General features: G+C 65.2%; 21 protein-coding genes. 6 read left to right on the top strand and 15 right to left on the bottom strand.

All coding sequences use genetic code 11. The annotated features are described in order from the left end of the window. The first annotated feature begins 46 nt into the window (after positions 1-46). From AC1DB0_RS13785 to AC1DB0_RS13770, 4 genes are all read left to right on the top strand, one after another. Positions 47-883 (top strand): alpha/beta fold hydrolase, encoded by an 837-nt coding sequence (locus tag AC1DB0_RS13785; RefSeq protein WP_054427145.1) that lies wholly within the window; start codon positions 47-49, stop codon positions 881-883. 371 nt (positions 884-1,254) lie between these two features. Beyond that, a complete protein-coding gene (locus AC1DB0_RS13780) occupies positions 1,255-1,677 on the top strand; it encodes a GreA/GreB family elongation factor (RefSeq protein ID WP_054427144.1) in 423 nt (140 codons plus the stop codon). A 329-nt stretch (positions 1,678-2,006) separates the two neighbouring features. Next, a complete protein-coding gene (locus tag AC1DB0_RS13775; protein ID WP_476757120.1) occupies positions 2,007-2,876 on the top strand; it encodes an RNA ligase family protein in 870 nt (289 codons plus the stop codon). A gap of 9 nt (positions 2,877-2,885) precedes the next feature. Further along, positions 2,886-4,022 carry an AAA family ATPase gene (locus tag AC1DB0_RS13770; protein ID WP_476757119.1) on the top strand — a complete coding sequence of 379 codons (1,137 nt, stop codon included), beginning with the start codon at positions 2,886-2,888 and terminating at the stop codon, positions 4,020-4,022. A gap of 62 nt (positions 4,023-4,084) precedes the next feature. Here the strand turns inward: AC1DB0_RS13770 and pcaG are convergent, their stop codons facing one another. The 12 genes from pcaG to AC1DB0_RS13710 all read right to left on the bottom strand — a co-directional run bounded on the left by pcaG (position 4,085) and on the right by AC1DB0_RS13710 (position 17,099). Next, the gene (pcaG, locus tag AC1DB0_RS13765) at positions 4,085-4,693 is read right to left on the bottom strand and encodes a protocatechuate 3,4-dioxygenase subunit alpha (protein ID WP_476757118.1); all 609 of its coding nucleotides are present in this window, start codon (positions 4,691-4,693) and stop codon (positions 4,085-4,087) included. Between the two features lie 11 nt (positions 4,694-4,704). Then, the gene (gene pcaH / locus AC1DB0_RS13760; RefSeq protein WP_441371722.1) at positions 4,705-5,439 is read right to left on the bottom strand and encodes a protocatechuate 3,4-dioxygenase subunit beta; all 735 of its coding nucleotides are present in this window, start codon (positions 5,437-5,439) and stop codon (positions 4,705-4,707) included. Continuing rightward, complete coding sequence (locus AC1DB0_RS13755) at positions 5,436-6,848, bottom strand: MFS transporter (RefSeq protein ID WP_447578429.1); 1,413 nt, start codon at positions 6,846-6,848, stop codon at positions 5,436-5,438. The genes pcaH and AC1DB0_RS13755 overlap by 4 nt, the downstream gene beginning before the upstream one ends. Positions 6,849-6,958: 110 nt before the next feature. Next, a complete protein-coding gene (locus AC1DB0_RS13750; RefSeq protein ID WP_476757117.1) occupies positions 6,959-8,149 on the bottom strand; it encodes a 4-hydroxybenzoate 3-monooxygenase in 1,191 nt (396 codons plus the stop codon). A 152-nt stretch (positions 8,150-8,301) separates the two neighbouring features. Beyond that, positions 8,302-10,107: an AMP-binding protein gene (locus AC1DB0_RS13745; RefSeq protein WP_476757116.1), complete on the bottom strand. Its 1,806-nt coding sequence runs from the start codon at positions 10,105-10,107 to the stop codon at positions 8,302-8,304. A gap of 37 nt (positions 10,108-10,144) precedes the next feature. Continuing rightward, positions 10,145-11,299 (bottom strand): acyl-CoA dehydrogenase family protein, encoded by a 1,155-nt coding sequence (locus AC1DB0_RS13740; protein WP_476757115.1) that lies wholly within the window; start codon positions 11,297-11,299, stop codon positions 10,145-10,147. A 17-nt stretch (positions 11,300-11,316) separates the two neighbouring features. Continuing rightward, on the bottom strand, positions 11,317-12,141 hold the full coding sequence (locus AC1DB0_RS13735) for an SDR family NAD(P)-dependent oxidoreductase (RefSeq protein WP_447578432.1): 825 nt from the start codon (positions 12,139-12,141) through the stop codon (positions 11,317-11,319). Positions 12,142-12,162: 21 nt separating this feature from the next. Continuing rightward, entirely contained in the window at positions 12,163-12,597 is a 435-nt protein-coding gene (locus tag AC1DB0_RS13730) for a MaoC family dehydratase (RefSeq protein ID WP_476757114.1), read from the bottom strand. Positions 12,598-12,622: 25 nt separating this feature from the next. Beyond that, on the bottom strand, positions 12,623-13,066 hold the full coding sequence (locus AC1DB0_RS13725) for a MaoC family dehydratase N-terminal domain-containing protein (protein WP_054427133.1): 444 nt from the start codon (positions 13,064-13,066) through the stop codon (positions 12,623-12,625). A gap of 149 nt (positions 13,067-13,215) precedes the next feature. Beyond that, on the bottom strand, positions 13,216-14,400 hold the full coding sequence (locus AC1DB0_RS13720) for a lipid-transfer protein (RefSeq protein WP_175171082.1): 1,185 nt from the start codon (positions 14,398-14,400) through the stop codon (positions 13,216-13,218). Continuing rightward, the gene (locus AC1DB0_RS13715; RefSeq protein ID WP_476757113.1) at positions 14,397-15,929 is read right to left on the bottom strand and encodes an acyl-CoA synthetase; all 1,533 of its coding nucleotides are present in this window, start codon (positions 15,927-15,929) and stop codon (positions 14,397-14,399) included. The genes AC1DB0_RS13720 and AC1DB0_RS13715 overlap by 4 nt, the downstream gene beginning before the upstream one ends. 126 nt (positions 15,930-16,055) lie before the next feature. Next, on the bottom strand, positions 16,056-17,099 hold the full coding sequence (locus AC1DB0_RS13710; RefSeq protein WP_054427130.1) for an AraC family transcriptional regulator: 1,044 nt from the start codon (positions 17,097-17,099) through the stop codon (positions 16,056-16,058). 191 nt (positions 17,100-17,290) lie between these two features. Here AC1DB0_RS13710 and AC1DB0_RS13705 point away from each other — a divergent pair, with 191 nt between their 5' ends. Together AC1DB0_RS13705 and AC1DB0_RS13700 are read left to right on the top strand one after the other, a co-directional pair. Then, positions 17,291-18,460: a CaiB/BaiF CoA transferase family protein gene (locus tag AC1DB0_RS13705; protein WP_476757112.1), complete on the top strand. Its 1,170-nt coding sequence runs from the start codon at positions 17,291-17,293 to the stop codon at positions 18,458-18,460. A gap of 85 nt (positions 18,461-18,545) precedes the next feature. After that, on the top strand, positions 18,546-19,541 hold the full coding sequence (locus AC1DB0_RS13700; protein WP_476757111.1) for a tripartite tricarboxylate transporter substrate binding protein: 996 nt from the start codon (positions 18,546-18,548) through the stop codon (positions 19,539-19,541). Positions 19,542-19,562: 21 nt separating this feature from the next. Here AC1DB0_RS13700 and AC1DB0_RS13695 read toward each other — a convergent pair whose 3' ends face one another. From AC1DB0_RS13695 to AC1DB0_RS13685, 3 genes are all read right to left on the bottom strand, one after another. Beyond that, on the bottom strand, positions 19,563-19,937 hold the full coding sequence (locus AC1DB0_RS13695) for a tautomerase family protein (protein WP_476757110.1): 375 nt from the start codon (positions 19,935-19,937) through the stop codon (positions 19,563-19,565). Between the two features lie 162 nt (positions 19,938-20,099). After that, positions 20,100-21,353: a quaternary amine ABC transporter ATP-binding protein gene (locus AC1DB0_RS13690; RefSeq protein ID WP_054427126.1), complete on the bottom strand. Its 1,254-nt coding sequence runs from the start codon at positions 21,351-21,353 to the stop codon at positions 20,100-20,102. Continuing rightward, positions 21,350-22,207 carry an ABC transporter permease gene (locus AC1DB0_RS13685; protein WP_054427125.1) on the bottom strand — a complete coding sequence of 286 codons (858 nt, stop codon included), beginning with the start codon at positions 22,205-22,207 and terminating at the stop codon, positions 21,350-21,352. Before AC1DB0_RS13685 ends, AC1DB0_RS13690 begins: the two co-directional genes overlap by 4 nt. Between the last annotated feature and the right edge of the window lie 238 nt (positions 22,208-22,445).

Here is a 22,445-nt window from a genome sequence, read left to right as displayed (position 1 = left end):
CCCCTGCGGTTCACCCCCCTCGCTTCATCACCAGGAGTCACCGACCATGAGCACCATCACCACCACCGACGGCGTGCAGATCTTCTTCAAGGACTGGGGTCCGAAGTCGGCCCAGCCCATCATGTTCCATCATGGCTGGCCGTTGTCGAGCGACGACTGGGACGCCCAAATGCTGTACTTCGTCAGCAAGGGCTTTCGCGTCATTGCGCACGACCGCCGCGGCCACGGCCGTTCCAGCCAGGTCAGCGATGGCCATGACATGGACCACTACGCAGCCGACGCCGCCGCCGTGGCCGAACACCTGGACTTGCGCAACGCCGTGCACATCGGCCATTCCACGGGCGGCGGCGAAGTGGCGCGCTACGTGGCGAAATTCGGCCAGCCGCAAGGCCGCGTCGCCAAAGCCGTGCTGGTCAGCGCCGTACCGCCCTTGATGGTCAAGACGGACAGCAACCCGGGCGGCACGCCAATCGAAGTCTTCGACGGCTTCCGCGCCGCGCTGGCCGCCAACCGCGCGCAGTTCTTCCTGGATGTGGCCGCCGGCCCCTTCTACGGCTTTAACCGCGCCGACGCAAAGGTGTCGCAAGGCGTCATCAACAACTGGTGGCGCCAGGGCATGATCGGCGGCGCCAAGGCGCATTACGAGGGCATCAAGGCCTTCTCGGAAACCGATCAGACCGAAGACCTGAAGGCCATTACCGTGCCCACGCTGGTCATGCATGGTGACGACGATCAGATCGTGCCGATCGATGACGCCTCGCGCCTGTCGGTCAAATTGCTGAAAAACGGCACGCTGAAGGTGTACGCGGGCTTTCCGCACGGCATGCTGACAACCCACGCGGAAGTCCTCAATCCGGACCTGTTGGCCTTCATCAAGGGCTGATTTTTCTCAACATCTTGTAAAAGGGGGCGGGTTAACCCTGCCTTCTTTCGGACTTTTCCGATACTTCGGCCCGCCGATGGCCTATATACTCCCCTCTTGCCGACAGCAGATTGGGCGCCAACCCGCGCAAAACCTGCACGCTTCGATGCAAGAATCAGCCCCGTGGGGCTCTCCCCGGGGACACGGAACGCTTCACGATCCGTCTGCCGCCACGGCGGCGAACTCTCCCACGCCAGATTCAAACGCTACGCATCGTCGCGGCACTGCTTGAACATTTTCTTCCCAAAGCGCTGTCATCTCCTCCATCGCCTTGCCCCGTGCGTGCCAGCCGGCATACGCAGGCCGAGGCATTTCGTCTAAGAAGAACCGACATGAACGCCGTGCCGCAAGACAAACTGATTACCGCCCTGGACCACGCCCGCCTGCTGGGCATGATCACCCGGCCGGCCACCGCCGCCGCATTGCCGCGCGACGCGATCGACGCCGCCCAGGACATCCTGGATTCCGCGCCCATCATCGCCATCGAAGAAGTCACGCCCGACATCGTGACGATGCGCTCGCGCCTTCGCCTGCTGAATGACAACGGCACGGAACTCCTCGTCACGCTGTGCTACCCCGCGGACGCAAACCTCGCGCAAGGCCAGGTGTCGGTGCTGTCGCCGCTGGGCCTGAGCCTGCTCGGGTCGCGCCAGGGCCAGCGCATTACGTGGACGGCGCCCAACCAGACCGAACACGCCGGCACCATCGAAGAAATCGTCTACCAGCCCGAAGCGGCTGGCGACACCACGGCCTAGCATGTCGTGGCCAGCGCGCCACGCCTTGCGTTGACAAGACGCGGCGCGCTGTTTTAGGATTCGGCCCTCTTTGCTTGACCTGCTCGTTTTCTCTTCTTCACCCCCTTTTCTCCTGAGTGCAACCGTGTCTGCCATTCGTCAATTCGCCTAAACGCCGACGACTACCTCACTGGTAATCGCGGTCTGCTTGCTCGCCCTTGCGGCCAGACGCCTTCGTCTTCGCCCCAACACCAGAGTTCAAGCGCGGTTCCAGAAAGCACACACACTCCCGCTTTCCCCCCCGTACAGACTGCGTCGTCGGCTTCCCCTATTTGCTTTGGAGAAGACCCATGACGCTGGATTTCTGCGCCTACGCGCAATCGCTGGACCTGTTCCGTTACCCCCGCACGCCGCACCTTGAAGGCTCGCGCCTGCAAGACGGCGACGAAGGCCATGACCATGCGCCCTACCGCAAGCTGGCCGGCCTGCATCTGGTCGTTGAAGAAAAGCTGGATGGCGCCAACACCGGCATCAGCTTCAGCCCGTCGGGCGAACTGCTGCTGCAATCGCGCGGCCATTATCTGGTGGGCGGCGGCCGCGAACGGCAGTTCAGCTTCGTCAAGGCCTGGGCCGCCGCGCATGCGGATTGGCTGCTGCAACGCCTGGAAGACCGCTACGTGATGTACGGCGAAACGCTGTCGAAGAAACATTCTGTTTTCTACGACGCGCTGCCGCATCACTTCTTCGAATTCGATGTGCTGGACCGCCACACGGGCGAATTCCTGTCCACCGATGCGCGGCGTGTGCTGCTAGCGGAGGGTCCGGTGCTATCGGTACCCGTGCTGTACGAAGGCGTGGCGCCCGCCAAACTGAGCACGCTGAAAGCCCTGCTGAAGCCGTCGCTTGCCAAGACGCGCGACTGGCGCACCGCCTTTGAAGCCACGGTGCTGCGCGAAGGGCACGACCTGACGCGTGCGTGGCAGCAGTGCGACAAGTCGGACTTGTCGGAAGGCCTGTACATCAAGGTCGAAGCCGATGGCAGAACGCTGGCCCGCTACAAATGGGTGCGCGCCGACTTCGTGCAGGCCATTCTGGATTCCGACAAGCATCACTCGGAACAGCCCTACGTGCCGAACCTGCTGGCCGCGGGCGTGGACCTCTATGCGCCGCGCCTGACGGTGGACTGGGACACGTTGCGCGCCGGCAGCGCCCAAGAATAAGGAACGATCATGCAATTCGATACCCTGCGGGCGCTGGCGCCCGCGCCCGGCCAATCACCGGATTACGCCGCGTGCCTGGCGGCATTCCCCGCCCTGGAACTGGCCAAGACCACCCCGCAAGACCCGCGCTATCACGGCGAAGGCGATGTCTGGACGCACACGATGATGGTGGTCGACGCCCTGCTGGCGCTGCCGCAGTACCAGACCGCGTCGCGTGCTGACCAGGAAGTGGTGTTTCTGGCTGCCCTGCTGCACGACGTGGCCAAGCACAGCACCACTGTCATCGACCCCGTCACGGGCGCCATCGGCCAGCCGGGCCATTCGCGCAAGGGCGCTATCGACGCGCGCATCGCGCTGTGGGATGCCGGCGCGCCTTTCGCCGTGCGCGAGGCCGTGTGCCGGCTGATCAGCGTGCATCAGGTGCCGTTCTTTGCGCTGGAAGGCTCGCGCCGGGGCAAGCCGCCCGAGTTCATCGCGCGTGAATTGTCATGGCACGTCAGCCTGCCCCTGCTGGCGATGCTGGCAGAAGCCGACATGCGTGGACGCATCTGCGCCGATGCGCAGCGGGTGCTGGACAACATCGCGCTGTTCTGCGAACTGGCGCGCGATGACGGCTGCTTTGAACAGCCCCGGGCTTTCGCCGACGCACACACGGCGGTCAGCTACTTTCGCGGTGCGGACGTGCACCCCGACTACCCGCTGTTCCAGGAACCGGGCTCGCGCGTCATTGTGATGTCGGGCCTGCCGGCATCGGGCAAGAACACGTGGGTGAACGCGCATTACCCCGACCTGCCGGTGATTTCATTCGACGATGCCCGCGAAGAGCTCGGCCTGCGCCACGGCAAGAACGAAGGCAAGGTGGCGCATCTGGCCATCGAGCGCGCGCGCGAACTGCTGCGCCGCAAAGCGCCATTCGTGTGGAACGCCACGAACCTGAGCGAGCTGATGCGCAAGAAGACGCTGGACCTGCTGTACGCCTACCACGCCGAGGTGGAGCTGGTGTACCTGGAAAAGCCGCGTGCCGAACTGCTGCGCCGCAACAGCCGGCGCGACACATCGTTGTCGAACAAGACGTTGACCGGCATGCTGCACCGCTGGGATCTACCGCTGCCGACCGAAGCGCATCGGGTTGTGTACGCGGTATAGCCGGAGGGGCATTGTGCCGCCTCGGCTTGCGGTGTGCAGCACGCGGCACGCCGCAAACCCGGCTAGCAGTCGAAGAACACCGTTTCTTCCGAGCCTTGCATGTGCACATCGAATTCGTAAACGATGTCGGCACCGCGCTGCACACGCCGGGCCAGCAAGGTGTGGCGGCGTGACGCGGGGACGCTGTTCAGCACGGCATCATGCGCATTCGCCGCCGTCTCGTCGTCGAAGTACACGCGCGTAAACACATGCAGCAACAAGCCGCGCATGGTCACGATCATGTTGATATGCGGCGCTTCGGCCTCGGCCAGCCCTGCGGGCTTGACCGTGTGGAACGCGTAGCGATGCTGCGGGTCGGTGCCGGTGCCGCAGCGGCCAACGCCTCGAAAGCCCATGCCCTCTGCATCGTCCGCGTCTTGCGGATAGCGCCCGTCGCCATCCACGTGCGAGATTTCAACCAGCGCGTCAAACACCGGCACGCCATCGCCATCCAGCACACGCCCTTCCAGCAGGATACGTTCGCCATGCGCCGCATCGGTGGCGACAACCGCATCAAACGGCTGGTTGAACGGGTATCCGTACTGCGCGGCGGTGAGCCCGTAGGCGAAGTACGGCCCCACCGTTTGCGAGGGGGTCTGTCCGAAGTTGTCTTGCAAACCTTGCATCAGCATGGCGGGCCTTTTTAGCGGTGTTCGAAGGGCGTTTCATCCGCCCCGCGCAGCACGATGTCGAACTGATAGCCCAGCGCGTAACCCTCTTGCGTCAGGTCCAGGCTGAAGTCCGCGATCAAGCGGCGGCGTACCCGTTCAGGCGTGCCGGTGATCATCGGGTCCAATGGCAGCAGCGGGTCGCCGGGGAAGTACATCTGCGTCACCAGCCGGCTGGCGAAGTGCTGGCCAAACAATGACAGGTGTATGTGTTGCGGCCGCCACGCGTTGGGATGATTACCCCAGGGATACGCGCCCGGCTTGATGGTCAGAAAGCGGTAGCGGCCCTGGCTGTCCGTCATGCAGCGGCCCGCGCCCAGAAAGTTCGGGTCAAGTGGCGCGTCGTGCTGGTCACCCTTGTGCACATAGCGCCCGGCGGCGTTCGCTTGCCAGATTTCCACCAGCGTGTGCGGCACGGGCCGGCCGCGGTCATCCAGCACGCGGCCGGCCAGCACCATGCGTTCGCCAATTGGCTCACCAACCGGGTCGCCCGGACGTCGCGCGTTGCGCGTCAGGTCGTGATCCAGTTCGCCCACACACGCGTGCCCGTAGACCGGCTGGCGCAGTTCGCCCAGCGCGGCCTTCAATGGAATCAGCGGTTGCAGGGGCCCACGCTTGGCGGTTGAGCGGTAGCCGTCGTACTGGTACGCCGGGTGGCTGTCCCAATCACGCGGAGACAACCCCGCGCCAGAACAAGGATGGCGGTTCATCGTGACACTCCGGAATGCGCAACAGGGCGCGTCAGGTCAGGGGAAACTTGCGCGGGGATGTGGCGGCGCAAGAGCAACAGGGCGATCAACGCAAATACCATCACCGTGCCCAGCATCATCAGATAGCCGTGCGCACCGCCCAGCGTAATCACCGTAGCGCCCACGAAGGCGCTGAGGATGGCGCCAAGCCGGCCGAACGCGAGCGCCGACGCCGTGCCCGTTGCCCGCACCCCCGTGGGGTAAACGAAGGCGCACAACGCGTACATGGTGGATTGCACGGCGTTGACGAAGAGCCCATGCACGCCGAAGCCAAACACCAGCAACGATGTGTCTTGCTGCACGTTCAGCTTCAGCATCAGGAACGCGCTGCCAAAGGCGCCGGCGCAGCAGATGGCCAGCGGCCAGCGCGAGCCCCAACGCGTCATGGCGACGGCGCACACCAGCGCACCGATCACGCCGCCCAGGTTGTAGGCGGTCAGGCCCGAACCCGCCACCGCCAGCGGCAAGCCCTCGGCCGACAGCATCGTCGGCAACCAGCTGAATGCGCTGTACACCGCCGTCAAGCACATGAAGAACGCCACCCAGATGGCAAGGGTGTCGCCGCGATAGCCCCGTGCAAACAGCGCGCGTACCCCGCCCTGCTTGGCCGATGCGCGTTGCTCGATGGCCTGCTCCACCGCATCGGTATAGATGGCGCCTTGCGCCATGGGCCGCCCCATGCGCGCCAGCAGCGCATTCAGTTCTGGCCAGCGCTCGGGCCGGCGCGCCAGGAAGCGTGGCGATTCCGGCAAGGTCCGCATCAGCACCACGCCTAGCACCAAAGGCAACGCGCCGCCGACAAAGAACAGCGTGCGCCAGCCATACAGCGGCAACACATGGGCCGAAAAGAACCCCGCAAGCATGCCGCCCAGCGGCACGCAAACGATAGTGGCCGTGACCGCCAGCGTGCGCCGGCGTGCGGGTGTGAATTCGGCGGTCATCGTGGTGGAGCTGGGCAGCGCGCCGCCGATGCCCAGGCCGGCGATCAGGCGCAGCACCGCAACGGTGAGCGGGTCGGGCGCCAGACCGATTGCGCAGGTGGCGGCGCCGAACACGAAGACGCTGACGATCACCGCCATCCGCCGCCCGAAGCGGTCGGCGAACAGCCCGGCGCAGGCGCTGCCGATTGCCATGCCGATCAGCCCTGCCGCCACGGCGGGGGCGAAGGCTTCGCGCGTGATGCCCCATTCCTTGATCATCAGCGGAATGGCAAAGCCGATCAATTGGGCGTCAAACCCGTCCATCACAATTGCCAGCGCGGCCAGCATCACGACGATCTTCTGCGTGCCGGTGAACGGGCCGTTATCCAGCAACGCGCCGATGTCGGCGGTGGCGCGCGCGGGCGCCGCGCCCGGAAGGGGTCCTGCCATGTGTTGTCTCCTTTGTCTTGCGCTCTGTGTTGCACCCGGTGTTGCACCCGGTGTTGCTCTGATGGCATCGCTCTGTCTGGCGCAGGGGATTTATGCGGGTATCACTGCATTCAATCCCAAGGCGCCTCCATCGGCAAGCCGACATAGTTTTCCGCGAGCGCCGTGGATGCGGCACGTGAACGGGTCAGGTAGTCAAGGTTGGCGTCTTGCACTTTGCGCTCAAACGCATCCGCGCCGGGCGCGCGATGCAGTATCGACGTCATCCACCATGAGAATCGTTGCGCCCGCCAAATACGGCGCAGCGCCGAGGCGCTGTACTGGTCCAGCAGTTCTTCGCTGCGGTGCTGGTAATAGCGCGTGAGCGCACGCGACAGCAGCCGTACATCGGACATGGCCAAGTTCAACCCCTTGGCGCCCGTGGGCGGCACCACATGCGCGGCGTCGCCCGCCAGGAACAGCCGGCCATGGCGCATGGGTTCGGTCACCATGCTGCGCATGCCTACCACCGTCTTGCTGAAGATTTCGCCTTCCTTCGGTTCCCACCCATCCCGGGTGGCCAAGCGCGCACGCAAGCCAGACCAGATGCGGTCGTCGGACCAGTCGTCCGGCGTATCGCCGGGATCGCATTGCAGGTACATGCGTTGCACCTGCGGCGAACGCGTGCTGACGAGCGCAAAGCCGTCGTCGCCCAGCGCGTAGATCAGTTCATCGGAAGACGGCGGCGCCTTGCACAGAATGCCTAGCCAGCCGAAGGGGTAGTGGCGTTCGGCGGTTTGCCGCGCGTGCGCAGGGATCGCGGCGCGGCTCACGCCTTGCGTGCCGTCGCACCCGGCGATGAAGTCTGCTTCCAGCAGATGCGTGCTGCCCTCCGGCCCGGTAAAGCGCACGCTGGGGCACGTGGATTCCAGCGCATGCAAAGACACGCCGCTGACGTCGAAGCGGATGTCGCCACCTGCGGCCAAGCGCACGTCAACCAGATCCTTGATGACCTCGTGTTGCGCGTAGACCATCACGGCCCGGCCCTGGGTGAGTTCAACGAAATCAATGCGCCGGTCAACGCCGTTAAAGCGCAACACCGTGCCTTCGTGGCGAAAACCTTCGCGCCGCAGCCTGCCGCCCAGACCGGTTTCGGTCATCAGGTCGACGGTGCCTTGCTCCAGCACGCCGGCGCGAATGGTTGCGCAGATGTCTTCCCGGCTGCGCGTTTCCAGCACCACCGATTCGATACCCTGCAAATGCAATAGATGCGACAGCATCAAGCCAGCCGGCCCTGCACCGATGATTGCCACCTGCGTCCGCATACCGATTCCCCTTGTCGTCACGCGCCGCGACAGCCATCAGAACAGGCAGGCATGTGCAGTTGGCGAAGACCCTTGAGTGTCACCTCCTCTGTCGTTCTTGAGAATGGGTTTAACGCAACGAATTCATTACGCTTTGGTAGGACTTTCGGCTTTCAGCCACTGGCGGCGCTCAACGCCGTCGCCCGCCCCGCTTCCTGCAATTGCCGCCACAGGATCTTGCCTGTGCTGGACTTGGGCAGCGCGTCCACAAACTCCACGATGCGCGGGGCTTTGTATGCCGCCATGCGGGCACGCGCCCAGGCGATGACCTCGTCTTCACTGGCGCTGTCTCGCGCCTCGGGGCGCAACACCAGCAAGGCCTTTACCGTTTCGCCACGGCACGCGTCCGGCACGCCGATGACGCAGGCCTCGTGGACGGCAGGGTGGTCGTACAGCGCGTTCTCGACTTCCGCCGGCCAGACCTTGTAGCCCGACGCGTTGATCATGCGCTTGAGCCGGTCGGTGACGAAGAAATAGCCGTCTTCATCGACCCGCCCCAGATCCCCCGTGCGGAAATAGCGTTGGCCATCCAGCATGAAGAAGGCCTCGGCGTCTGCTGCCGGGTTGTTCCAATAGCCTTGCATGATCTGCGCGCCGCGCGTGGCGAGTTCGCCGACTTCACCGGGCGGCAGTTCCTGCAACGTGGACGGGTCGACCACCCGCGTGTCGACGCCAAAGGTCGGCACCCCGATGCATTGGCGCTTGTTGCGGTTCATGGGGTTGCAGTGCAGGAAGGACGCGGTCTCGGTCAGGCCGTAGGCTTCGTTGAAGATGATGCCGTAGCGCTCGGCCAGCATCGCCGCCACCGCTTCGGGCATGGGGGCACCGCCGCCGCACAGCAAGGCCAGGCGCGACAGGTCATACGATTCGATGCCGGGTTGTGCGAAGAAGTCCACGATCATCGCGGGCGGCGCGGCCCAGACGCTGACGCGATGCCGCGCCATCAGTTGCGCGGCCACGTGCCGGTTCCAGCGCGGCAGCAGCACGACGGTGGCGCCCAGCAAGATCGGCAGATTCATGCAGTTCTGCATGCCCAGCAAATGGAACAGGGGCGCCACGCCCATGATGACCGCTTCGGATGTCAGCCCGCGCCACAGCTGCGACCCCGTCACCGCCGCGCCCAGCGTGCCGTGCGTGTGGCGGCACCCCTTGGGCCGGCCGGTCGTGCCGGATGTGTAGGGCAGCAGGCACAGATCGCCCGCCTTCGCCTTGTGCGGCAGCGGCGGCGAATTGACCGCCATTGCGCCGTACCACGGCACGCCGCCGGCAACGTCCGGCGCACGCCGAGGTGCGGCGATGAGTTCGGGCGGCGCCAGGCTGCCGCCGTCTGCCTTGTTGTCCGCCCCCCCGTCTTTGTTTTCGCGTTTGTCTTCGCCTTTGTTTTCGCCTTTGCCTTCGCCTTTGTTTTCGCCGTTGTCTTCGCCTTTGGCCGAGTATGCGTACTTGCTTGCCCCCAGATAATCCGAATACGTATGCACGATTACCCGGTCCAGCCGGCCGTCTTCGACAAAGCCTGCCAGGCGCCCCGCAAGCTCCTGCGCGGCGAACGCCACGCGGGCGCCGCTGTCATCCAGATAATGCGCAAGCTCCTCCGGCGTGCTCATGGCGTTCACCGGCACCACCACCGCGTCCGCGCGCAGCACCGCGTAGTAGGCAATGATGAACTGCGGACAGTTCTGGCTGAACAGCAACACGCGGTCGCCCGCCTTCACGCCCGCGCCGTGTTGCAGATAACCGGCCATGGCGTCAACCTCACGCTTGAGCCGCGCGTAGTCCAGCACCGTGTCATAGAACACGATGGCGGGCTTGGCGGGATAGCGCGTGGCCGCGGCCTCCAGGTTGAAATACAGACTGGATTGGGGCGGGCTAATCTGAGCCGGCAGCCCCTTGGGCCAGTACTGATAGTGCGCTTGCTGCATCCGTTGTCTCCGGTTCCCGCTCGTCGGGTGAGCCGCGTCAGGCGGTCATGCCGCGGGCGATGATTTCTTTCATGATCTCGTTCGAGCCGCCGTAGATCTTGCCCACGCGCGCATCCGCATACATGCGGGCGATGGGGTATTCCAGCATGTACCCGTAGCCGCCGTGCAGTTGCAGGCATTCATCGATCACCTGGCAGTTCATCTGGGTCGTCCACCACTTGGCCATCGCAGCGGTGGACACGTCCAGCGTGCCCGCCAGCTGCCGAGCAATGCAGTCGTCGACAAAGCGTGCGGCGATGGTGGCGACGGTCTCGCATTCAGCGAGTTTGAAGCGCGTGTTCTGCATGTCGATCAGCGGCTGGCCAAAGACTTGCCGCGTGGATGTGTAGGCCACGGTGTCGTCGATGGCGCGGCGCATGGTGGCCACCGCGCCCACCGCAATCAGCAGGCGTTCACGCGGCAGTTGCTGCATCAGCTGGGAAAAGCCCCGGCCCTCGGCTTCACCCAGCAGGTTGGCGGCAGGCACGCGCACGCCGTCAAAGAACAGCTCGGCGGTGTCCAGGCTTTTCTGGCCCAGCTTTTCCAGCAGCCGCCCCCGCCGGAAGCCGGGCAAGTCCTGCGTTTCAACCATGACGAGCGACACGCCGCGCGACCCTGCCTGCGGGTCAGTCTTGGCGACGACGCAAATCAGGTCGGCATGCAGGCCATTGGTGATGAAGGTCTTGGAGCCGTTGACCACATACGTATCGCCGTTGCGCACTGCCGTCGTGCGCACGCTTTTCAAGTCGGACCCGGCCCCCGGCTCGCTCATGGCAATGGCGCCCACGAGTTCGCCCGTGGCCATCTTCGGCAGCCAGCGCTGCTTTTGCGCCTCGGTGCCGTAGTTCAGAATGTAGTGCGCCAGAATGGCGCTGTGCACGTTGTTGCTGAAGCCGTAGACCATGGCGCGCGCCTGCTCAGCCGCCACAATGGCTTCGTGCGCAAAGCTGCCCCCGCCGCCGCCATACGCTTCGGGCATGCTGACGCACAACAGGCCCATGCGCCCGGCCTTATGCCAGACCTCGCGGTCAGCGTGCTGCTGCTTGCGCCACCTTTCTTCGTCGGGCACAAATTCGTTTTCAAAGAGGCGGCGCGTGGAATCCTGAAACAGCGTCAGGTCGGCATCCATCCAGCCTTGCCGTGGCGTGTCCATCGTGGTCTCCTGGCCGTTCACGGACGGCCGCCGCCCACGACCAGCACCTGGCCGCTGACGTAGTTGGATTCAGGCAGGCAGAACAAATACACCGCCCCCGCCGCTTCGGCCGGCGTGCCGGCGCGCCCGATCGGGATCAGGCTTTCGGCGTTCTTCAGCACCTGCGGGTTCACGCCCACCTTGATCTGCCGGCCCTGGATATCCAGCGTGGCGTCGCCATCGGCCGCGGCTTCGGTCAGGCGCGTCTTGATCAGGCCGAACGCCACGCTGTTCACGTTGACCTTGTAGCGCCCCCATTCCTTGGCCAGCGCGCGCGTCAGGCCATTGATGCCCGCCTTGGCCGCCGCGTAATTGGCCTGGCCCGCGTTGCCCATTACGCCCGACGTCGAAGAAATGTTCACGACCTTGCGGAACACTTCGCGGCCATCGGCGGCTTCGGCCTTGGCGGCTTCGCGGATGAAGCCCGAGGCCGCGCGCAAGATGCGAAACGGGGCCGACAGATGCACCGCCAGGATCTCGTCCCATTGCTCATCCGTCATCTTCTGGATGACGTTGTCCCAGGTGTAGCCGGCGTTGTTCACGATGATGTCCAGGCCGCCGAACGTATCGATGGCCGTACCGACAAAGCGTTCCGCAAAGCCGGCTTCCGTGACGCTGCCAGCGCACGCCTGCGCCTGCCCGCCCGCCTGCCGGATCATCGCAACGGTATCCTCGGCAGGCCCGGCGTCCAGGTCATTGACCACCACCTTCGCCCCTTCGCGCGCCAGCTTCAACGCGATTTCCTGACCAATGCCGCGCCCCGATCCGGACACCAGCGCAACCTTGCCTTCAAGCGTTCCCATTGTCTTGCTCCTGTTTGGTTTTCAACGCGCGGCCAACACCGCCACGCCGCTTAATCTGAGTTCACCCGCCTGGCTGCGCGCTTGCAGTTCCACCCGCAAGCGCGTTTCGCCTTGCGCGTCGAAACGTTCGACAACCTGGCCGGTGCAGCGCACTTCATCGCCCACATGCGTGATCGCCACGAAGCGCACCGCGAATTCGCGCAAGGCCGATTGCGGCGCCCAGTTCGTCAGCAAGCGCGCCAGGTAGGCGGTGGACAACATGCCGTGCGCGAACACATCGTCCATACCGGCTGCGCGTGCGAAGTCGATGTCGACGTGGATGGGGTTGTGGTCGCCCGAGGCGCCGCAGTACAACGCCAGCGCATGCCGGCTGATGGGGCCGGCCGTGAAACCGGGCAGCGCATCGCCCGCGCGGGCAGCGTCCAGGCGGCGGGGGTCGACGCTTCGTGCATCCAAGCCTCGTAATTCCATGTCTGCCCCTTTAGCCATTGCGCACCACCGTCACGGCGCGCATCTCGGCCACCAAATTTCCTGCGGCGTCGCTTACGCGCGTTTCGCGCACCACGAATTCCAGCGCGCCGCCCTTCTTGGCATAGATGTCGGTGATGCGCGGCTCGAAGCGCAGCACGTCGCCCGCGCAGGCCATGGCGTGGTACGTGAAGCCCTGCTCGCCGTGCAGCACGCGGCCGATGTCGATGCCCAGCAGTTCCCGCATGGCGGCTGGGCGCGGGCTGTCCATTTCCAGGCAGAAGAAGAACGTGGGCGGCACGGGCAGGCCACGATGGCCGGCCGCGCGCGCCGCGTCGTCATCGGTGTAGACGGGGTCGTCCTGGCCCGTCGCCTTGGCGAAGAAGCGCAAGCGGCCGGCTTCCACCGTCGTGGTGAAGGCGGGAAGCTTGGCGCCGATATGGCGGGTGTCCAACATGGGAGTCTTTCCTTGTTGTTGACTGAGGTGGCTGGAATCAGGCGGCTGGCATCAGGCGGCTGGCATCAGACGGCTGGCATCAGATTGCTTAAATCAGGCCACTGGACTCAGGCCGCTGGAATCAGGGCGCTGAGTTCAGGCGGCTGGGTTCAGGCCGCTTGATACAGCGTGACCACGCACGCGCCGCCCAGCCCCAGGTTGTGCTGCAACGCCAGCCTGGCGCCTTCCACCTGACGCAAGTCGGCCTGCCCGCGCAACTGCCACACCAGCTCCGTGCATTGCGCCAAGCCGGTTGCACCCAGTGGATGGCCCTTGGACAAGAGGCCGCCTGAAGGATTGGTCACCACGCGGCCGCCGTAGGTGTTGTCGCCATCGACAATGAATTTTTCGGCGGTGCCTTCGGGCGTCAGCCGCAGGCCTTCGTAGGTGATCAATTCATTTGCCGTGAAGCAGTCATGCAGTTCCACCACGTCTACATCGGCCGGGTCCACGCCCGCGGCCTCGTAGACCTGATCCGCCGCAGCGCGCGTCATGTCGGCGCCGACGAGTTTGCGCATGTCCTGTTCGCCAAAGGTGGATGGGGTGTCGGTCGTCATGGCTTGCGCGGCGATGCTGACGGCCGGGTTCAAGCCGTGGCGGCGTGCGAAATCTTCCGAACACAGAATGGCGGCCGCCGCGCCGCAGGTGGGCGGGCAGCATTGCAGCCGCGTCAACGGATCAAAGATCATGGGCGCGGCCAGCACTTCGTCCAAGGTGACGGTCTGGCGGAACACGGCGTACGGATTACGCGCGGCGTGCTGGCGCGCCTTGACCGAAATGCGCGCGAACGTGTCGGCGCGGATGCCGTGTTCTTTCATATAGTCGCGCCCGGCGCCGCCAAAGAATTGCGCGGCGCGCGGCTTGTCGGTGTCGTACCCTTGCAGGCCCGACATCGACGACACGAATTCGGTAAGCGGCGACGGCCGGTCTTCGTACACGCCCTTCAGCGCGCCCGGCACCATCTGCTCAAAGCCCACCGCCAGCGCGCATTCCACCGCGCCGCTTTCCACGGCCTGACGCGCCAGGAACAAGGCCGACGACCCGCTGGCGCAGTTGTTGTTCACGTTGAAGACGGGAATGCCCGTCAGGCCCACGCCGTACACCACCGCCTGACCGGAAGTGGAGTCGCCGTACACGTAGCCGGCGTAAGCCTGTTGCACGGCGTCGTAAGGCACGCCGGCATCCGTCAAGGCTTCGCGCACGGCGCGCATGCCCATCACGGAATAGGGATCGCTTGCACCGGGTTTGCTGAACGGGATCATGCCGACACCGGCCACCCATACTTTTCGATTCATGCCTGCTTCTCCTGTGGGGTCGTGGCGGCCGTTGCCGCACGCGGGGGTTCATAGCCTTGCCGTAGCGCGGACTTCAATACCTTTCCGGCGGCAGACATCGGCAGTTCGTTGCGGAAGTCATAGCTCTTGGGGCATTTGTAGGTGGCCAGCAACGGGCGGCAATGCGCGCGCAGCGCGTCCGCATCCAGCGCATGGCCCGTACGCGGCACGATCACGGCGTGCACGGCTTCGCCCCAGCGTTCGTGCGGCACGCCGATCACGGCGCAGCGCGCGACCGACTCGTGCTGCGCCAGCGCGGCCTCCACTTCAGCGGCATAGACGTTTTCGCCCCCGCTGACGATCATGTCTTTCAGGCGGTCCACCACATGCAGGTAGCCGTCTTCGTCTATGCGCGCGGCGTCTCCGGTCAACAGCCACCCCTGTGAGAACGCGCTGGCGGTGGCGTCGGGCAGGTTCCAGTAGCCCGAGATCACCATGGGGCCGCGCACGGCAAGTTCGCCCACGTGGTTGACGGCAGCCTCTTCGCCATCGGGCGTGAGGATGCGCACTTCCACGCCCACGGCGGGCCGGCCCACGGAGTGCATGCGCGCACCGCCGTGGCGCACGTGGCGGTGGATGGCGACCAGCGCCGAGGTTTCCGTCATGCCATACGCGTGTACGAATTCCGCTTGCGGAAATGCGGCCAGCGCGCGGTCGAGCAAGGCCGGTGCAATGGGTGATGCGCCCCAGATCACGCGCTGAACGCCGTCCAGGCGATAGCTTGAGAAGTCAGGGTCATCCAGCAGCATCTGGATCATGCTGGGCACGAGCAGCACTTCGGACACGCCGTCATCTTGCAAGGATCGCAGCACCGCCTTGGGGTTAAAACCGCGCTGCATCACCACCGAGCCGCCCGCCAGCAACTGGCCCATCAAGCGCCCCAGGCCCGCCACATGAAACAGCGGCGCCACCAGCAGCACACAGCTGTCGGCGTCGGTGGGCACCGTGGCCAGCCGGGCGACGGCGGCGCTCCAGAGATTGGCGTGCGTGAGCATCGCGCCTTTTGGAAAGCCGGTGGTGCCGCCCGTGTACAAGATGGCGGCCAGCGTGTCGCCGCCCGCGCGCAGATCATCAAGGGGCGCGGCGGATTCAGCTTGCGCTTCCACCGTGGCGAACGACACGGTCTGCGTGGAAGACGGCGGGGTGACTTCATCCAGACGCGGGGCCAGCGCGTCGTCCACCAACAGCAGGCGCGGTGCGCCGTCTGCCAGCCCTTGCGTCAGCTCTGCGCTGCTCCAGCGCGTGTTCAAGGGTTGAATCGCCGCGCCCAGCCACCAGCACGCCAGCATCGACGACACATAGGCGGCGCTGTTCACGCCCAACAACGCGACGCGGTCACCCGGCTGCACCCCGCTGGCGCGCAACACGGCGGCCTTGCGTGCGGCCCAGGCCAGCAGTTCGGGATACGTCCATCGCTGCGCGTCTTCGCGCAGCGCGGTCTTGCCGGGATACAGCCTGCTGGCGCGGTGCAGGCCTTGCGTCAGATACATCACCGTTGTCTCCTGCGGCGCGGGTCTCTGTGGCCCGCTGTGCTGTCTGGCCGGCAGTCTTCTGCCCAGCCGTTGACGAGCCCCTAGCTTCCCGCCGGGCGCGCATGGCGGCAATGGCCGCAGGCGTCAAATGGATTGGCGGAAAGTGTCAGCGGGTGCGCGGGGGCCACACACCAATTGATGGCGCCGGTATTCGCCGGGCGACACGCCGGTCCATTTCTTGAATGCACGATGGAACGTGCTGGATTCCGAGAAGCCCAGGCGCTCGGCGATGTCCATCAACGACAACTCATGCCGCCCCAGATACTCCACCGCCGCATCGCGCCGCAAGTCATCCTTCAGCACCTGGAAGCCTTGGCCTTCTTCGCGCAGATGCCGCCTGAGCGTTTGCGGCGTCATCGACAGCTGCGCGCTGATTTGCGCGAGCGACGGCAGGTCGGCTGACAAGTCATTGCGCAGCAGCCGCCGAATGCGATCGGTAAGCGTGGCGCGGTCTTGGTACTTCACCAGCAGGTCGAACGGCGCATTGGCCAGAAAGGCCTTCAGTGATTGCGCGTCCTGCACGACCGGCAGCGCAAGCCAGCGCGACTCCAGCCACAGGCCCGTGACCGGCTGGCCATAGCGCACAGGCGCATGGAACACCTTGTGCGCATCGGCGCTGCGCGTGCCGCCGTTGTAGTCCACGCCCAGAATCGGAATGCGGCGCGCGGCCAGCCAGTTGGCCACGCCGAGCGTGAAAAAGAGAAAGGTGCGCTCGCCGTACCACTGCGTGCAGTGGCGCGCGCCACGGGCGTCCAGCACGATGTGGGCGGCGTCGCCCGTGACGCACAGGCGGGCGGTGAAGTCGCGCAGCACCCCGTGGTAATAACGGAACGCCACGCGCAGCGCATCACCGATGGTGGCTTCCTGCAAGGCCAGCCGGCATGCGTGCGCGAACACGCCCAGCGGCACCGGGTGTTGTCCCATGCCCAGAAAATCGTCACGGGTGGCGCGCCGCAGCATCCGCAATATCTGCGCGAACTGCGCTTGCGACACGCGCGCCATCGGCGCCTGCAACAGCGCAGGCGGCACGTCGGCGCGCAGCAGGACGCGATCAACATCCACGCCCCGGCTGCGCGCGCCTTGCAGGATCTGGGCGATATGCCCGACGGCAATGGTGTGATGCGTCATGGCGGATTCCTACGGCTTGGCGAGCACCGGTAGCGCTGATGGTAGCCAAAGCCATGGCGGCAAGGAATGCCCGGCATGAGCATTCCCGCCAAGTGGAATCAGCGATTTCGCCATTGGTTCGCCGCAAAGCCGCGCCTAGACTGGATCGCGCCCCTGACTGGCCGCCTCTTCGTATTTACCGGAGTCCCTCTTTGGATACGCCGAACACCGCCCCGCTTGCGGGCATCAAGATCCTGGACCTGTCGCGTTTACTGCCCGGCCCGCTGGGCGCGCAATACCTGGCCGACCTGGGCGCAGACGTGATCAAGATCGAAGACACGCAGGCAGGCGACTACGCGCCGCCCGCCCTGCGCGCCGTGTGCAACCGCAACAAGCGCGGCTTGCGGCTGGACTTGAAACACCCCGACGGGCAAGCCGCGCTGGCCGCATTGGTGCGCGACGCCGACGTGCTGATCGAGAGCTTCCGGCCCGGTGTGACGGCGCGATTGAAGGCCGATTACGACACCTTGTCCCAGCACAATCCGCGCTTGGTGTATTGCAGCATCACGGGCTACGGCCAGGATGGCCCGCAGCGGGATGCGGCCGGACACGACCTGAACTATTCGGCCTATGCCGGCGTGGCGGATCAAATGGGGTGCGGGCCGGATCAGCCCGCGCTGTCCAACCTGCCGGTCGCCGACATTCTGGGCGGATCATTGACGGCGGTGATGGGCATTCTTGCCGCGCTGGTGGATGCGCAGCGCACGGGCCGGGGCCGCTATGTGGACATCGCGATTGCCGATGGACTGCTTGCCGGGGCGGTGGTGCCATTGGCCACGCTGAATGCGCATGGCGATACGCGCCCGTCCGGCGGCGATACGTTGTCGGGCGCGCTGGCGTGTTACGGCCAGTACCGCACGCAAGACGGGCGCTATCTGGCGGTGGCGGCGCTGGAACCAAAATTCTGGAACACCTTGTGCCGCCGGCTGAATCGGCCCGACCTGATTGCACTGCACCGCGACGACAGCGCCGCGCAACAGGCGCACGTGAAAGGTGAACTGCAAAGCCTGTTCGGTTCGCGGCCGTTGGCGCATTGGGTGGAATTGCTTGAAGGCGCCGATTGCTGCGTGTCGCCTGTGCTGACACTGTCTGACAGCCTGGCGCACCCGCACTTCAATGCGCGCGGCATGGTGCATCACGCGCGCCACGAGGTCTATGGCCCCGGCGCGCACATCGCCAGCCCCGTGAAGATGTCGGGCTTTCAATTTGCGATTCATCGCCAGGCCCCGCTGCCCGGCGAACACACCGATCAGATTCTGCGCGAAGCCGGTTACGACGATGCCGGCATCGCCAGCCTGACCGAGCGCGGCGTTGCGCGGTAGCGCGCGCCGCCGTGTTCGGATGCCGCCGTGACAAGAGCGCTGCCAAAGACCCGCTGTACCCATAACAATCAGGACGGAGACAACCATGACTGATCATCCTCGCAGCACCGCCTCGCCCGGACGCCGCAGCCTGCTGAAGCTTGGGCTGGCGCTGCCCGCCGCACTGACGCTGGCCAAGCCCGCGCGCGCGGCCACCTTCCCCACGCGCCCCCTCACGCTGATCGTGCCGTTTCCCGCGGGCGGCGCCACCGACACGCAGATGCGCGCACTGGCAGTCGCAGCCTCGCGCGAATTGGGGCAGACGGTCATCATCGCCAACCGCCCCGGTGCAGGCGGCACGCTAGGCCCGGCGGCGATGGCGCACACCACGGCCCCCGACGGCTACACGGTATCCGTCGTGGTCGGCACGCTGTTCCGCTATCCGTTCCTGCAACAGGTGAACTACGACCCGCTCACGGACTTCACCTACGTGGCATGCATGACGGCGTATTCCTACGGCATCGTCGTGCGCCAGGATGCGCCCTGGAAAACGCTGGACGAGCTGATCGCGCACGCGCGCGCGCATCCGGATCAGGTCAGTTACGGCGGCACCGGTGCGGGCGGTTCGGGCCGCATCGCCATCGAACGCCTGTCGCGATTGACGGGCGTGCGCTTCAACTTCATTCCGTACAAGGGCGCGGCGGAAGAAACGACTGCGCTGTTGGGCGGCCACATCCAGATGGTGTCGGACGCCGGATGGGGGCCAATGATCGACACCGGCAAGGCGCGCCTGTTGGCGGTGATGGGCGAGGCGCGCGCCAAGCGCGTGCCTGACGTGCCCACGCTGACCGAACTGGGCTACCCCATCATTGCGTCGAACCCGGTGGGCATCGCGGGGCCGAAGGGGATGGACCCGAAGGTGGTGGCGGTGCTGCAAAAGGCGTTCCACCGCGCGTCCCGAGATCCGGAATACAACCGCGCGCTGGAAAATGCGGATCAGCCGCACATGCTGATGGACAGCGCGGCCTATACCGAATACGCCGTCCGTCAGGTGGCGGAGGAAAAGCAGTTCGTGGCCGAACTGGGCTTGAAGATGCAGTAATCGAACGGCGGGTGCGTGGGCTTAACGGCCAGCGGCTTTGGCGCTGATGCCGTTGGCCACGCCCATGTCGACTTTGGGCACGTCACGGATCAGGACGCGCACGTCTTCGCCCGAGATGTCGATGCTGGTGCACACGGCCTGGTTCAACGCCGCGATCAGCGCCGCCTTCTTGGCTTCGTCGCGGCCTTCGATCAGCGCCACGTCCACGCGCACCATGCGCTTGCCCATTTCACCGGCCACGATCACGTTCTCGGCAGGCACTTCCTGCAACACGATACGCACGCTGGGCAGCGGCGCGGCGATGCTTTCGACGACCGCGTTCGAGGCGGCCGTCAACAGCGCGGCTTTCTGAGCGGCCGAGTGGCCTTGCAGGATCTGGACATTCAAAATGGGCATGACGGCTTCCGATAATCCGAATGGGAGAAACCGGCCGAACTGACCGGCCAGCCATCATAAAACGACTTTGCCCGCATGCAAGGAATTGCATGCGGGCAAAAGGGTCAAGCTTGGGCGACGATGCGCGATGCCGGGACGCACCCGACAACCGCGCCGTCAGGGTCAGGCTGCTTCGCCCCGGTGTTCCGGCACGGGCTGGCCTTCGAGCTCGCTGGCAACCGCTTCGGCAGGCGCGGACTCGGTCAACGCAGGCGTCACCAATTCCACGACCTTCTTGCGCGACAACATGCCCAGGAACTCGTCGTCTTCGCCCGTGACGGCAACCGGCTGGTCGCTGTGCACCAGTTGGGCAAGCACTTCGCCCAGGCCGGCGGTGGCGGGCACCGAGGCCAAGTCTTCGACAAAGCGCGACACATCGCGTGCGCCTTGCTCAATGGCCTGCTCTGCCGCCATGGCCGTCAGTACACCGGCCAGGCGCTTGCCGTCCAGCACCGGCGCGTACTGGTAGTCCATGGCGCGCATGCGGTCCAGCGCGTGCGCGGGGCGCGAACGCATGGTCAAGGTCAGGCGCGCCGGGTTCACGGCGTGCGTGGCGTTGAGCACCTTGGTGCGGTTCACGTCCTGCAAGAACGACTGCACATAATCGTTGGCCGGATTCAGCAGAATGTCTTCCGGCGTGCCTTCCTGCACCAGTTCGCCGTCCTTCAGGATGGCGATACGGTTGCCCAGGCGCAGCGCTTCGTCCAGATCATGCGTGATGAACACGATGGTCTTGTTCAGCTTGGCTTGCAGTTGCAGCAGCTGATCCTGCATTTCGCGGCGGATCAGCGGGTCCAGTGCGGAGAACGCTTCGTCCATCAGCAGGATTTCGGCGTCGGTCGCCAGCGCGCGCGCCAGGCCCACACGTTGTTGCATACCGCCCGACAACTGATGCGGGTACTGGTTTTCAAAACCGGCCAGGCCCACTTGCTCAAGCCAGTCACGGGCGCGCTTTTCGCGTTCCGCCTTGCCCACGCCCTGCACGGTCAGGCCATACGCGGCGTTGTCCAGCACCGTGCGGTGCGGGAACAGGCCAAAGCGCTGGAACACCATGCTCATCTTCTTTTGACGGAAGACTTCCAGGTCGCGCTTGTTCAGGCTGACAACGTCCACGCCGTCGACCAGGATGTGGCCGGCGCTGGGTTCGATCAGGCGGTTGAAGTGACGGATCAGCGTCGACTTGCCGGAACCCGACAAGCCCATGATGACGTAGATGCTGCCTTCTTCAATCGACAGGCTGATGTCGCGCAGGCCCAGCGTGTGGCCGCTTTCGGCCAACAGCTGTTCCTTGCTCATGCCGCCCTGGGCCGCTTGCAGCCACTTCTTCGGATGCGATCCAAAGACCTTGTAGATGTTCTTGACTTCGATCTTGCTCATCGCTGGCCTCCCATGCGCATGCGCTGTCCATACGATTGCGTGATCCGGTCGAACAGCACGGCCAGCACCACGATACCCAAGCCTGCCAGCAGGCCACGGCCCACTTCCAGACGGTTGATCCCCAGCAGCACTTCATAGCCCAGGCCGCGTGCGCCGATCATCGACGCAATCACCACCATCGACAGCGCCATCATCGTGGTCTGGTTGATACCGGCCATGATGTTGGGCAGCGCCAGCGGCAATTGCACGCCAAAGAGTTGCTGGCGCGGATTGGCGCCGAACGCGCGCGACGCTTCCAGCACTTCGCGGTCGACCAGGCGGATGCCCAGGTCGGTCAGGCGGATCAGCGGCGGCACGGCGTAGATGACGGTGGCGATGATGGCGGGAATCTTGCCCAGGCCGAACAACATCACAACCGGAATCAGGTACACGAAGCTGGGCATGGTCTGCATCACGTCCAGCACGGGCAGCATGATGGAGCGCAGCCAGTTCACACGCGCCATCAGCACGCCCAACGGAATGCCGATTACCACCGACAGGCCCGCGGCCATGATCATCAGCGCCAGCGTCTGCATGCCGGCGTCCCACAAGCCCAGCACGCCAATGACGCACAGCAGCGCGCCCATCGCCAGGCTCAGGCCGATACGGCGGCTCACGCCATAGGCGATGGCGATGGTCACGGCAACCACCGCCCACCAGGGCGAACTGCGCAACACTTGTTCAAGCCACACCAAGGCGTGCAGGACCGGCTGAGACAGGGTCTCTAGCGTGTCCGCGTAATTGGTGACCAGGTGATCGACGAACCCGTCGATCGCCGCCCTGACCTGACGGGCGGGAATAATTTCAGGAAACATATCTTTGACTCCATTCTGGGGCGCTTGGTGGCAGCCGCCGCCACGCATTCCGAGTAATCGGATGTCCATGCAGCCAGGACACTTCCGGTTGGAAACCGGCTGCTGGAAGGGGCGGCGCCATGTGCTTGCTTCCGAACGCATGCGTCCGGCAAACGGCCGTCCCAGGGGAAAAAACCCAGGGCAACATGCCCGCCACGGGGCTTTTTCCCTTAGGGGCTTTCCTATTCAGGGCGCTTCC

The sequence above is a fragment of the Achromobacter sp. 10T422 genome, from assembly GCF_056394065.1.
This window is presented reverse-complemented; position numbering and strand designations above follow the sequence as displayed.